This is a genomic window from Arthrobacter sp. ZGTC212, from assembly GCF_002929255.1.
GTDB lineage: Bacteria > Actinomycetota > Actinomycetes > Actinomycetales > Micrococcaceae > Arthrobacter_B > Arthrobacter_B sunyaminii.
Window position 1 is genome coordinate 185677 of sequence record NZ_PJIJ01000004.1, and the last position, 13120, is coordinate 198796.

At 66.9% G+C, this 13120-nt stretch carries 11 protein-coding genes; 6 read left to right on the forward strand and 5 right to left on the reverse strand.

Features of this window, described 5'->3' with window-relative positions:
- Positions 1-42: 42 nt before the first annotated feature.
- Positions 43-1497 carry an aldehyde dehydrogenase family protein gene (locus tag CXQ89_RS16385; RefSeq protein WP_374952996.1) on the forward strand — a complete coding sequence of 485 codons (1455 nt, stop codon included), beginning with the start codon at positions 43-45 and terminating at the stop codon, positions 1495-1497.
- A gap of 43 nt (positions 1498-1540) precedes the next feature.
- On the forward strand, positions 1541-2314 hold the full coding sequence (locus CXQ89_RS16390; RefSeq protein WP_104162037.1) for an SDR family NAD(P)-dependent oxidoreductase: 774 nt from the start codon (positions 1541-1543) through the stop codon (positions 2312-2314).
- Between the two features lie 40 nt (positions 2315-2354).
- Here the strand turns inward: CXQ89_RS16390 and CXQ89_RS16395 are convergent, their stop codons facing one another.
- Genes CXQ89_RS16395 through CXQ89_RS16415 form a run of 5 tightly spaced genes read right to left on the reverse strand, consistent with a single transcriptional unit; the run spans position 2355 to position 9015 of the window.
- Positions 2355-3797: an amidase gene (locus CXQ89_RS16395; RefSeq protein WP_104162038.1), complete on the reverse strand. Its 1443-nt coding sequence runs from the start codon at positions 3795-3797 to the stop codon at positions 2355-2357.
- Positions 3794-5605, reverse strand: coding sequence for an ABC transporter ATP-binding protein (locus tag CXQ89_RS16400; protein ID WP_104162039.1), 1812 nt, complete (start codon positions 5603-5605; stop codon positions 3794-3796). Before CXQ89_RS16400 ends, CXQ89_RS16395 begins: the two co-directional genes overlap by 4 nt.
- On the reverse strand, positions 5602-6489 hold the full coding sequence (locus tag CXQ89_RS16405) for an ABC transporter permease (protein ID WP_104055666.1): 888 nt from the start codon (positions 6487-6489) through the stop codon (positions 5602-5604). The genes CXQ89_RS16400 and CXQ89_RS16405 overlap by 4 nt, the downstream gene beginning before the upstream one ends.
- Positions 6489-7436, reverse strand: a complete 948-nt coding sequence (locus tag CXQ89_RS16410) for an ABC transporter permease (protein ID WP_104104768.1) — start codon at positions 7434-7436, stop codon at positions 6489-6491. The genes CXQ89_RS16405 and CXQ89_RS16410 overlap by 1 nt, the downstream gene beginning before the upstream one ends.
- Before the next feature lie 55 nt (positions 7437-7491).
- Positions 7492-9015 (reverse strand): ABC transporter substrate-binding protein, encoded by a 1524-nt coding sequence (locus CXQ89_RS16415; protein WP_104162040.1) that lies wholly within the window; start codon positions 9013-9015, stop codon positions 7492-7494.
- Between the two features lie 170 nt (positions 9016-9185).
- Between CXQ89_RS16415 and CXQ89_RS16420 the strand changes: the two genes are divergently transcribed.
- The 4 genes from CXQ89_RS16420 (at position 9186) to CXQ89_RS16435 (ending at position 13112) form a co-directional block, all read left to right on the forward strand.
- On the forward strand, positions 9186-9929 hold the full coding sequence (locus CXQ89_RS16420; protein ID WP_104162078.1) for a FadR/GntR family transcriptional regulator: 744 nt from the start codon (positions 9186-9188) through the stop codon (positions 9927-9929).
- 227 nt (positions 9930-10156) lie between these two features.
- On the forward strand, positions 10157-10531 hold the full coding sequence (locus CXQ89_RS16425) for a hypothetical protein (protein WP_104162041.1): 375 nt from the start codon (positions 10157-10159) through the stop codon (positions 10529-10531).
- 242 nt (positions 10532-10773) lie between these two features.
- A complete protein-coding gene (locus CXQ89_RS16430; protein WP_104104739.1) occupies positions 10774-11415 on the forward strand; it encodes a hypothetical protein in 642 nt (213 codons plus the stop codon).
- Between the two features lie 23 nt (positions 11416-11438).
- The gene (locus CXQ89_RS16435; protein WP_104162042.1) at positions 11439-13112 is read left to right on the forward strand and encodes a sensor histidine kinase; all 1674 of its coding nucleotides are present in this window, start codon (positions 11439-11441) and stop codon (positions 13110-13112) included.
- Positions 13113-13120: the final 8 nt, after the last annotated feature.

Below are 13120 nucleotides of genomic sequence, written 5' to 3' on the forward strand. Positions count from 1 at the left end.
CGCTTGGATTGTCCGCAAAGTCCCCCACGCACGGGAGCCATCGTGATATTTGCGCCGCCCTACCCCGACGGACTTCCTCTGGGAGCCGGAGTCCATGAGTGGGCCCCGTGCCCGGAAAGCTCGGTGATCTCCTTCCCCTATGACGGCACTGAGGTGGCTTCGGCGCCGGTGGCATCGGCGGAGCATGCCGGGCAGGCGCTGAGTGAAGCAGCCGCAGCCTTCGCGGTGACATCCAAGCTCAGCACTGGAACCCGGCGGGCGCTGCTGATGGACATCCATGGCGCGCTCTCGCGGGAAGCGACGGCGATGGCCGACCTGCTGGTCCTGGAGACCGGCAAGCCATTGGTCGACTGCCGCACGGAAGTCCAGCGGACCCTCGCCACCTGGTCTGCCGCCGCAGAAGAGACGGCACGCATCCACGGAGAAACCGTTCCCCTGGATCTGCAGCCCCAGGGGGAAGGGATGCTCGGCTACTTCACCCGGCGGCCGGCAGGCGTCGTCGTCGGCATTGCAGGCTTCAACTACCCGCTGCTGCTGGCCAGCCACAAGCTGGCCCCGGCGATCGCCGCCGGCTGCCCCGTCATCATCAAACCGTCCCCCGATACGCCGCTGACCACGCTCTGGGCCGTCCATCTCATCCGGACAATCCTCCACAAGCACGGCGTGACACCGGCTGCTGTCCAGCTGGTCACCGGAGGGCCCGACGTCGGTGCGGCGCTGGTGAACGACCCGAGGGTCGCCGTCGTCTCCTTCACCGGTTCCGCCGCAGTTGGCCACCGGATCGCAAAAGCAGCCGCGCCGCGCAAAACGGTCCTTGAACTGGGCTCCAACACCGGGCTGATTGTTGCTGAGGACGCTGTCCTGGACGATGCGGTGGACGCCGTCATCCGCGGCGGTTTCTACGCCAACGGGCAGGCCTGCATTTCGGTCCAGCGCGTGGTCCTGGCCGAGCCGATCGCTGACGAGTTCGAGCGGCGCCTGCTCGCCCGGTTGCCCGAAGTGGTGGTGGGTGACCCCCGCGCCGAAGCCACCCGCCTGGCGCCGCTCATCAACACCGCGGCTGCGGAGCGGGTCCTGGGGTGGATCAAGGAGGCGGTGTCCGCCGGGGCACGGCTGGCTGCCGGCGGCAGCGCCGAGGGCCGGAGCATCGCCCCCACAGTCCTGGCCGATGTACCCCATGACTGCAGTGTGTGGAGTGAGGAGATCTTCGGACCGGTGGTGTGCCTGGAACGCGTTTCCGGGATGGCTGAAGCGATCGCCACGGTGAACGATTCCCGGTACGGCCTGCAGGCCGCCGTGTACACCGCGTCGCTTCAGCACGCCTTCCAGGCCATTGAACAGCTCGACGTCGGCGGCGTGGTGGTCAATGAGATCCCCGGGTTCCGCTCGGACATCATGCCCTACGGCGGCGTGAAGGACTCCGGAATCGGCAGGGAGGGGCCGCGGTTCGCCATCGAGGAATTCACGGTCACCCGCATGGCGATGATCCGCCCCTGACCCCGGCCGCACACCAGCATTCCCCTCAGCGATAGGACCCCTGATGACGAACTACTCGGAATTGTTCGACCTGGCCGGACGGCGCGTGCTGGTGGTGGGAGCCGGCAGCGGGATTGGCCGGGAGTCCGCCCTGGCGCTGGCTGCCCACGGCGCCAAGGTGGTGTGCGCGGACCGGGACGCGGCTTCCGCGGCAGAGACGGCGGACCTGATCGGCGCAGCCGGGGAACCGGCGGTGCTCGATGTGCTGGATCCGAACGCCGTTCAGGCGGCCGCTGAGCAATACGCCGATTGCGCGGCCCTGGTGTTTACGGCCGCTACGAACGTCCGCAAGCGAATTGCCGACTACACCCTGGAGGAATTTGACCGGGTGATGAACCTGAACCTGCGCGCCTCCTTCTCGCTGCTGCAGGCTTTCGCACCGCGGATGGCGGCCAACGGAGGTGGAAGCATCATCGGGTTCTCCTCGATCCGCGCCTCGGTGGTGGAGCCCGGCCAGAGCGTTTACGCGGCCAGCAAGGCCGGCCTGGTCCAGCTGGCACGCACCGCGGCGGCTGAGTTCGGTCCCGCGGGTGTGCGCGTCAACGTCATCGCTCCGGGAGTCGTCGAGACGCCGCTGACCGCGCAGATCAAGGAGAATCCGGACTGGTACGGAGCCTACGCGGCGAAGAGCGCCCTGGGCCGCTGGTCCCGGCCCGAAGAGCTGGCCGGCGCCGTGGTCTACCTGGCGTCGGACGCTTCCACCTTCGTCACGGGCTCGGTACTGACGGTTGACGGCGGCTGGACCGCCGTCGACGGCCGCTTCGATCCTCCGGCCTGATTCCGGGATCGCTCCGGCCTGGTTCAGAGCTGCGTCCGAATCAGGCCAACGCTGTCCAGTTCGGAGTTGAAGACCCAGGCCGCGCCGCTTCATACCAGGCCGCAATCCTCAGCAGCTCCGCATCGCTGCCCACCGCTCCGGCAAGCTGCAGGCCGATAGGTCTGCCGTTCGCCGTGAATCCGCAGTTCACTGTGGCAGCGGGATGGCCGGACATGTTGTACGGCACGGTGAATCCGATATGGCCCATGGTCCGCTCGGGGTCAGGCAGGGGCATGGGCTGTTCAGCGGGGAACGCCGCCATGGGTGCCACCGGTGAGAGGACGACGTCGTAAGGTGCGACGGCGAGCGCCGTCGCCTGCTGCATCCGTCCGATGCTGTGGAAATTCCGGATGGTCTGGCTGCCCGAGACGTCGGCGCCGCGGGAGCACCAGCGGACGATGTAATCCAGGACCAGCTCCCGGTGCGCGGGTTCCAGTTCCTCCAGATCCGCGTAGGACCGGGTCCGCCAGAATTCGTCGAGCCCGTGCAGCATGTCCTCGTCGATGAAGGGAGCCAGGATTTCCACCACGGCTCCGGCCTGCTCAAACAGGGCGGCGGCAGCCTGCACCGCCGCCAGCACCTCGGCGTCGGGTGCCTCTCCGCAGCCGGCGTCCAGCTGCAGGGCAACACGCAGCGGCGCCGGGTCTGCCGGTTCGGCGCTCCACTGCTGGGGCGGAAACGGTCTGGTGGTGTAATCCCGGGGGTCAGGCCGTGCCACCAGCTCCATCAGGACGGCGGCGTCCGCCACCGTGCGTGCCAGCGGGCCCGCTGCCCGCCCGGTGTACGGCGCATCGAGCGGGACCAGCCCGGCGCTGGGCTTCAGCGTGGCCAGTCCCTGCCAGGTTCCGGGCAGCCGGATGGATCCGCCAATGTCGGTTCCCACATGCAGCGGCCCGTATCCGGCGGCCGCCGCACTGCCGGCTCCGGCGCTGGAGCCTCCCGTTGTCCAGGCCGGATTCCAGGCGCTGCGCGAGACCCCGTGCAGGCTGGACACTCCGGAGGAGAGCATGCCCCAGTCCGGCATGGTGGTAGACCCGAGAATGACCACTCCCGCTTCCAGCAGCCGGTCGGTGATGGGCGCGTTCCCGGCCGGCACCGGCGGATCGGGCAGGGCTGTTCCCGACGGCTTAGGGATGCCGGCCCGGGAAATGTTCTCCTTGATGCTGCAGGGCACGCCGTCGTATGCGCTGTGGGGAGAATCCGCTTGCCACCGTTCGGCGCTGTCCTGGGCCTGGCGCAGGACGTCCTGCGGATCAAACCGGTAGAACGCGTTCAGCTCCGGTTCCCGCTCCCGGATCCGTTCGATGACCGCTTCTGCCACCTCTACCGGGGTCAGGGTTCCGGCGGCATATGCGCTGCTGAGCTCGGCGGCGGAGAGGTCGTGGAGGCCCCGGCTGCGCGGGGTGCCCTCCTGCTGCGGTGATTGATTGGCCGTCTCCGTCATTTTCCCTCTCCCTGACTGGTCAGTTCTTCCCGGGTGTCCATCGCCCACCCGGCGAGTTCCGTCCGCAGCGACATCGAGGACGCCACCAGCGTCCGGGTGTACTCGTGCTGCGGGTCCTCGTAAATCTGCTCCGTCGGGCCGCTTTCCACAATGAGCCCCTGGTTCATCACCACCACGTTGTCGCAAAGATGCCGTACGACGGCGAGGTCATGGGACACGAACACCAGGGTCAGGCTGTACCGGTCCACCAGATCCGAGAGCAGGTTCAGCACCTGTGCGCGCACTGAAACGTCCAGGGCGCTCACCGGTTCGTCGGCCACCAGGATGCGCGGTTCTCCGATCAGGGCCCTGGCAATGGAAATGCGCTGCCGCTGTCCGCCGGAGAACTGGTGCGGAAAGCGGTCCGCTGCTTCGGGCGGAAGGTCAACGGCCCGGAGCATTTCGGCCGCGCGTTCAGCATGCCTGCCGCGGCGCGCCGTTTCCCCCGGCAGCAGCAGCGGTTCCGTGATGATGTCACGCACCCGCATCCGCGGATCCAGCGATCCCATGGGGTCCTGAAAAACAATCTGAAGCTCGCGGCGCAGCTGGCGCAGTTCGTTTTCCCGTGCCCCGGCCACCTCGTTTCCGGCAACTTTGACGCTGCCGGACGTGGGCCGGTCCAGTCCGGCCAGGATCCGCAGCAGCGTGGACTTGCCGGACCCGGACTCTCCCACCACGCCGAACCGCTGCCCTGCAGCCACCTCAAACGAGATGCCTCGCAGTGCCTGCACCTCGGCGGGTGCACCAAAGAGCGAGGTGCGCCCGCGCCGGTAGGTGCGCACCAGGTCCCGCACGCTGATCAGCGGCTCGGCGGCGCCGTCGTTCCCTTCGCGGTCAGGCAGGGCGTCCACGGCAGGCGGGTTAAGCCGGTCAGGCAGGACAGGCCGGGAGACCGCCGTCGTCCCTTCGGCGGGCGGGGAGGCGATCTTTGGCGGTACATAGGCGTCGGCCGAGGCCACCGTGAACAGCCGGCCGTCACTGTCCGTCGCTTCCAGGTCCGAGGCCGCCAACAGCCCCCGGGTGTAGGCGTGGGCGGGCCGGGTCAGCACTTGTTCGGTGGTTCCCTCTTCCACCACGCGGCCCTTGTTCATGACCAGGACGCGGTCACAGACGCTGGCCACCACTGACAGGTCGTGGGTGATGAACAGCAGTCCGGTGTCGCGCCGGCTCACGGATTCCAGAATGAGGTCCAGGACCTGGCGCTGCACGGTCACGTCCAGGGCCGTGGTGGGCTCGTCACACAGCAGGACCGCCGGATCGTTGGCCAGCGCCATGGCCAGCATGGCGCGCTGCCGCTGTCCGCCGGAAAGCTGATGCGGATAGGCCCGGGCCGCTTCCTCGGGATCGGGTAGCCGAACGGAGGCCAGCATCTCCACGGCTTTCGCAGCAGCCGCGCGCCGGTTGGGCACCGTGCGGTGTTTGAGCATCACCTCGGCCACCTGCGGTCCCACCTTCATGAGCGGGTTGAGGGCGCTCATGGGTTCCTGGAACACCATGGTCATCGCATTGCCGCGGATCCGCTGCATCTGGCTGTCCCGGGCCCCCACCAGGTCATGGTCGGTTCCGGCCAGCCGGATGGAGCCGGTGGCGGAGACCCCCTCCGGCAGCAGCCCCATCAGTGCCGTGGCAGTCATTGATTTGCCGGACCCGGACTCACCGATCAGTCCTACCCGTTCACCTTTGCCCAGCTCCAGGTTGAAGCCGTCCACCAGGGTGTGCTCGCCGGCGGACACCCGAATGTCCTTCACCTCCAGCAGCCGCTCGCTCATCGCGGAGCCTCCCCGTTCAGCTTGGGGTCAAACCGGTCACGCAGCCCGTCGCCCAGTAGGTTGAAGCCCAGGACCGCCAGGGCGATGGCGGCTCCGGGCCAAATTGCGAGCGCCGGAAAGGTGCCCAGGAACTGCTGGGATTCCTGCAGCATCCGGCCCCAGGAGGGAATTGGCGGCGGCGTACCGAGTCCCAGGAAGGACAGTGCCGCTTCCGCCAGGACGGCCAGCGCAAACGTGACGGAGCACTGGACCACCAGCACCCCCGCAATGTTCGGGAGCACATGCCGGCGGGCGATGCGCAGTGCGCTCTGGCTGGAAGCACGCGCGGACAGGACATATTCGGTGCTCATCACCTGCAGGGTTCCGCTGCGCGCCACCCGGGCAAAGCCCGGGATTGAGCCGATGCCAATGGCGACCATCGCCGTCGTCGTTCCCGCTCCAAACACCGCGCCGAACATGATGGCCACCAGCAGGGCAGGAAACGCCATCAGGATGTCTGCGGCGCGCATGCTGATCTCTTCGGCCGCGCCGCCGCGCATTCCGGCCAGGATGCCCAGGGGCGTTCCGATGAGAAGGGCAATGCCGACGGAAATCAGGCCCACCAGCAGGGTGATCCGGGCGCCGTAGAGGATTCCCGAAAACACGTCCCTGCCGTAGCGGTCGGTTCCCATCAGGTGCTCCGCGCTGGAGCCGAGCAGCCGGTCCTCGGGTACGGCCCGGACCGGATCGTACGGTGTCCAGAAAAAGGAGAGGAGGGCGGCTGCGACGACGACGGCCACCAGTGCCGCGCCGATCAGCAGGGTGGGCGAAGGTTTGCCGCGGCCGGGACGCCCGACGGGGACCGGAGCGGCTCCGGTGAGGGCAGCCGGGGTGAGATCGCTCATCAGGCCTTCTTCCGGATTCGGGGATCCAACACGGTGTACAGGACATCCACCAGCAGGTTGATGGTGAGGGTGATGGCCACCAGCACCATGACCACGGACTGCACGGTCAGCAGGTCCCGGTTGCCCACCGCGTCCAGGAGCAGGGAGCCCAGCCCGGGGATGACGAAGACGCGCTCAATGACCACGGCGCCGATGATCAGCGCGGCCAGCTGCACCCCGGTCACCGTAAGCACCGGAATGGCGGCGTTGCGCAGGCCGTGCTTCACCAGCGCTTCGGTCCGCCCCAGCCCTTTGGCGCGGGCGGTGCGCAGATAGTCCTCGCTCATGATCTCCAGGACCGCGGACCGCACGTACCGGGTGAGGATGGCACCCTGGACGGAGGCCAGGGCTAGTACGGGCAGGAACACCCGGCGAAGGAAATCGCCGAAGTCCTCGCCCGGCGGCGTCCAGCCGTTGGCCGGGAACCAGCCCAGCCCGACGGCGAACACCACCACCAGGAGGATGGCCGCCAGGAATCCGGGAATGGCCACGCCCACCTGGCTCAGCCCGCTGAGCAGGATGCCGCTGATCCGGCGGTGGTTCACGGCCATCAGGGTGCCCAGCGGAACGGCGATCAGCAGGGCAACCGCCATGGCCAGGCCCACCAGGATCAGGCTGACCTGCACCCGGTCCAGGATCAGCGGCGTGATGTCCTGGCGGGTGACGTAGCTGGTGCCGAAATCTCCGCGGAACAGGCCCAGCGTCCAGTCAAAGTACTGCACCGGCAGGGGCCGGTCAGTGCCGAACTCCGCCCGGGTTTGCTCGAGCAGCTCCGGTGTGGCGTTGACGCCCAGCGCAATCTGCGCCGGGTCGCCGGGGACGGCACGCATGAAGATGAAGACCGCCACCGTGGCCACCAGGAAGGTGACGGCGAACCGTGCCGCGTTGATCAGCAGCCTGATGCCCATGCGTGCCTCTTTTCAGTCCGTGCCGTCGGCGCCGCAGGATGCTCTCGCGCCGGTTTCAGCTCCAGCCGATTCCGGTCAGGTCCAGGGCCTCGGTGACGGAGTTGGCGGGGACGTTGGTGACCTCGGCGTCGGCCACCACAATGTTCGGGAACAGGAAGAGGACTCCGGCGGCTGCGTCTTCGGTCACCGTGCGGACCACGTCCTTCATGCCGTCGACGTAGCCGGCTTCGTCGGCGGCGTCCGCCGTGGCGGCCGTCTCGGCGATCTTGGAGTTGTCATAGCCCAGGTAATAGTCCGGGTTGTTGAACATGGTCAGGAAATCCCGGCTTTCCACGGCAAGGACCACTGACATGTCGTAGTCATGCTGGGTGAAGACCTTGTCCAGCCAGACGGCGGGGAACTCAGCGGATTCGATGGTGGCGTTGATGCCCACCTCCGCCAGCTGGGAGACCACAATTTCGGACACGGCTGTGGCGTAGGGGCGGGTAGGAACACTGAAGGTGATGTTCAGGTCCTCGGCTCCGGCTTCGGCGAGCAGCTCGCGGGCCTTGTCCGGGTCATAGGCGTTGACGTCGGTCAGGTCCTCGTAATACGGGTCGGTGGGCGGTACGGCCGCCCCCACCACGGTGCCGTAGCCGCTCCACGCGGTATCCAGCACGGCCTGCCGGTCGATGGCGTGCATGACCGCCTGGCGCACGCGGACATCGTCAAAGGGTGCCTGTTTGTTGTTCATGGACAGGATGATTTCGCCGTTGGAGGTGCCGTCCAGAACCTGGTAGGCGTCGTCGCTTTCAAAGGTGGAGAGCAGCTCGGGTGCCTGCATGTTGTAGACCACGTCCACGTCGCCGGAGCGCAGCGCATTGGTGGTCGCCGTTGCGTCCGCGAAGTAGCGCAGCGTGGCGGTCTCCACCTTGGGCGCCTCGCCCCAATAGTCGTCGCGGGCCTTCATCTCGATGGACTGCCCGCGGTTCCAGGCCTCGATGGTGAACGGTCCGGTGCCGATGGCGGTGTTCGCCAGATCATCCACGCCGCTTTCATCGAACATGGCTCCCACCGGAGTGCCGAGGTCAAAAAGCCAGGCGTTGCTCGGCCGGCTCAACACAATCTCCACTTCGGTGTCACCCAGGACGTTGACCGCCTCCACAATGGCCATCTTGTTCTTCAGGCTCGAAACCCATGCCCCGGAGTTGACGCGGTCGAGGCTGAACTTCACGTCGTCGGCGGTAAACGGCTCGCCGTTGGAGAAGGTGACGTCCGGCTGCAGCGTGAACGTGTAGGTGCGGCGGTCCTCGCTGATGTCCCAGGACTCGGCAAGCAGCGGCTGGATGGCACCGTCCTGGTCAATTTCCACCAGGCCTTCATACACGTTGGTCATCAGCGCCTGGGGAATGGCGGCGCCGGCGGTGGTGGTGAAGTCAAGGTTGGTGGGTTCTCCGGTGAGGGCCACTGTGATTCCGGACCGCTCCTCAGCGGACTCGGCCGGCTCCTCCCCGGACGAACCCGCAGAGCAGGATGACAGGAAGAGCGCCGATGCAGCCAGCAGTGCGACCGCAGCTGCCCGGGAAGGTGCACGATTCATTGGGGATCTCCATCCTCCGGCAAGTCCAACAATTTGAACCAGACAACCTCATGGAGTGCCAGCCTGTCTACCTATTTATCTGGTCTTACCAGTGAAAGTTTTGGACGGAGGTATATCGCTGGCCGATGCGGCCCGGTAGATTCGAAAAAACTTCGATTGTGAAGGGCCGCATGAGCAAAATCAGTTTCTCTCCCGCTGTCCCCGTCCTGACCTACGAACGCGTGGTGGAACAGATCGAAGCGGTCATCATTTCCGGCGAGGTTCAGCCCGGACAGCATCTGCCCAGCGAACGCGAGCTGATGGTCCAGTTCTCGGTCAGCCGCCCTACGGTGCGTGAAGCGCTCCGGGTGCTGCAGAGCCGGGGACTCATCGCCTCCCGTCCCGGCGGACGCTCCGGACCGGAGGTGCTTCCCCTCACCGGACAGGCGCTGCAGCAGTCCTTCACCACGCTGGCTCGGATCGCGTCTCTGTCCCTCTCGGACCTCGTCCAGTTCCGCATCATCCTGGAAAGCTCCGCCTGCCGGTTGGCAGCCGCACTGCACACCCCCGTGCAGCTTGCCGCGATGCGCGGTGCCGTGGAGCGCATGGAATCGGCGGCAGGCAGCATGGACCTGTTCAATGCAGCGGATCTGGAGTTTCACGCCGTCGTCTGGGAGGCCAGCCACAACCAGCTGCTGCAGGCCAGCGGCCAGGCCGTCTCCGGCGCGCTCCTGGACCTCATGAATGATCGAATCTCTTCGGCCGGTGACCCCGGGGCTGCCATGCGGGATGCCGCCGCCAGCGATCGACTGCTCTTCCGTGCCATTGCCAGCGGGGACAGCGCGGCCGCCGCCGAGCACGCCCGCCGCTCCATCACCGCCGCCCATGATGCCTATCTGGATGCCGACGGACGCAACGGACTGGCTGCGCTCTGAGCCTGTAGCCGGGTGCACCCAACTGGATTGTCAGCGCCTACCTGCCGCTCTCCGTGATGAACCGGTGATTCGGTTCATTGGTGCGCCGTGCCCGCAGGCGGGAAACTTTGCGCTTTGCCCGCAGTTTTGATCCTTGTTAGCGTTGCTGCCTCCGAATGGAATGAAATCTGCGAGCTTGCGAAAAAGCGCGAAGAACTGCAATCGCAGTAAGGAAGGAGGCGTCACCCATGGGTCGTCAGAAATTTCTGGGTCTTTCAACTGGGACCACCATCCTGGTGGCTGCACTTTTCTCGATCGGCTCCGTCTTTGTTGGCGCGAACGGCTTAATTCCGCTGTCCGTTTTTGCGGCGCTTGCATCCTTATGCGCGGGGACGTTCGCGGTTGCAGATCTTATGAGAGCGGAAAACTCTTCAAAATATCTTGCAGTCATTGGAATGTTTACTCTCACGTTGTCGCTGCTAGTTCCGCTCTTTACGTGGACAGCAAGTGCCGCCATTCCCCTGGCTGCCGTTTCGCTGCTGGCGCTGACACCAGCCGCATATTGGGCGATAACCTGGCTAGTCGCCCAAAGGCGGATGGGCCAGAGTCCTGCCGGCGCCTAAATGACGGGCCGAAGTGCGCGTCATTCCCGGCATCTGGGGGCACTTCGCCGGCGGCGGCAGCAACCCCGCTGACACCGCTTTCATCGACAAGGCGGTGAAGGAACTTCTGGGCTAGGAACCCGTCATGCTGCATCCTGCCCCTGGTGCGGAAACCGGCGCACTGACAGTGATATCGAAGCACGGTGACAAACCGGGACCTGCGCCTCTGTCCACCCGGGAACGGCCCGGGCCAGCATCAGCACATGACACCAACACGTATCCTTCTGCTCGCAGCGGCCCTCGCCGCTCCAATCCTTTTTGTTACCGGTCAGGCGCTCCTGCCGAATCTGGGCCGTGACCCTGCCACGGCCTTTCCCCTGATGCTGGAATACCGCGACCAGCTCATCCTCTCCCGCCTCCTCACCACCGCCGGCGCCTACCTGCTGCTTCCCCTGTTCTGGCTGGTAGCCGGACTGGGCGGAACTGTCACGCGCGCGGGCGCGGCCATCGCCGCTGTGGGCACCTTCTTCAACGCCGTCAGCCAGGCGGTCCAGGGCTACGCCGCCTGGGGAGCAACGGCCCCGGGGCTCGACCACGGGGCCTCCATGCAAACCCTCCTGCACCTGGAAGACGGCCCGGCGGGTTTGGTGGTCTCGTACTGGTCGGTTCCGCTGTTCGGCATCGGACTCATCGTCATGGGCATCGGCTTGCTGATCGCCAAGTCAGCTCCCCGGTGGATGCCCCTGCTGTTGCTCGCCGGAGTTGTTCTAGGGTTCCTCACCGCCGGCCTAGGTCCCGTCGTCGCACTCACCCAGATACCACTCGTCGCCGCCCTGATCGCGCTGGCGGTCTACAAAGTGTTTTCCCTTGCTCCGCAACCGGCAAGCGTTCACACTGATGCCTAAACGAACGTCCCCATCGAGGCGTTATGAACCAGCCAACCGCCCGCCGCCTTCGCGCCCTGACAGGGCCCACGGTCTGCTTCCTTTTGACCGTGGGCGCAGCCGGAGCAGTCGTCGTCGTGGGTCCTGAGCGGGCACTCACGTCAAACCTGGTGCAGGACACGGTGGCGGCTCTGTCATGGACGGTGCTTGCGGCCATCTGGACGGTCCGCGGCCGCCCGGCCGGGGCTGTCCTGACCATCGCGGCAGCATGGAGTGTGGCGGCCGCGACGGGTGGTTTGGCGGTGGCGGGCTCGCCCCTGTCCGTCACCGCGGGTTGGATATGCACCTGGGCCTGGGGCAGCGCCGTCGGTTTGTCCTACACGCTGGGCGTGCTGAGGGCTGCGCGCTGGCGGAGTTCCTCCCGGCTTAAGCTTGCCGCCGTCCTCAGCACCGCGGTGATGGCACTCGGATTCGCAACACTGCCAACGGTCACGGTGGAGGAAGGCGTCGAGTACCCCAACCCCCTCGAGCTTCCTTTTTCTCCAGCCCTGTCCCTGACAGGCGTCCTGCTCACCGCATGCACCGCCTTCACCGCGGCAGCGTTCCTGGCGCTGCAGCTGACAAGTCCCGCCCGACGCCGGCAGGCGTTGCCGGTACTGATCGCAGCCGTTGCGGGCCTCACAGGAATCGCAGTGGGAGCAGCCGCGAATGAATGGTCGCCCCTGATTCAGGTGCTCACCCTCCCCCTCCTGCCGGTCGCACTGTCCCTCACCGCGGTCGGCACGGGCTCGCGCACCCTCCGCTCGGTGGGCCCCCAGCTCGACGGCGCAGCCGATCCCTCCAGCGCCCTGAACGCGACGCTCGCTGAAGTCGCCCGCGACCTTGGCCTCTCGGGCCTCGCCATCAAGGTCGGTGAAAACGTCGTGGCCTCCGACGGCGATCCGGGCCACCACCGGGTGCCGCTCCTTCATCTGGGCCGGCTCGAGGGGTTCCTCCTCACGCCGAAGCTGGCCGGAGACGCCGCTGAAGAAATAGACGCGGTTTCACCGTCGATCGCCGCGGTGCTCAGCTCAGCACGGCTCGCGGCGGACGTCCGCCGTTCCCGCGCCGAGCTGGCGGTGGCCCGGGAGGAGGAACGACGGCGGGTGCGCCGTGATCTGCACGATGAGGTAGGCCCCCTGCTCGCTGCGGTGATCGCCCAGACAGACGTCGCCGGCCTGGCCCTGGACCGTTCACCGGAGCGCGCCCGCGAGTCCCTGGACAAGGCACGCACCGCCGGCAGCGAAGCCGTCACCGCTCTTCGCCGGATCTCCCGCGACCTGCACCCTGTCGCCGTCGACACCCTCGGGCTGGCAGGTGCCCTCAACGAACTCGCTGTCCGGCTCTCGGGACTAACCAGCGTGAGGGTGACGGCGATGGCGGCGACATCTCTGCCGGCAGCGGTCGAGGTGGCGGTCTATCGTCTTGCAGCGGAGGCGGCGGGCAACGCGGTACGGCACGCCGGTGCCTCCGCCGTGGATATCCGGCTGACGGCGGACCGGGACGCCTTGCATCTGGAGGTCGTCGACGACGGGACCGGGTTCGATCCCACCCAGCCCAGTGCCGGCGTCGGGCTCGACTCGATGCACCAGCGCGTCGCTGAGCTGAACGGAGAACTGTCCATCACCAGCAGCAGCGCGGGCACCGCTGTCCGCGCCCGGATCCCTGTTCCGGATTGAGATTGGCA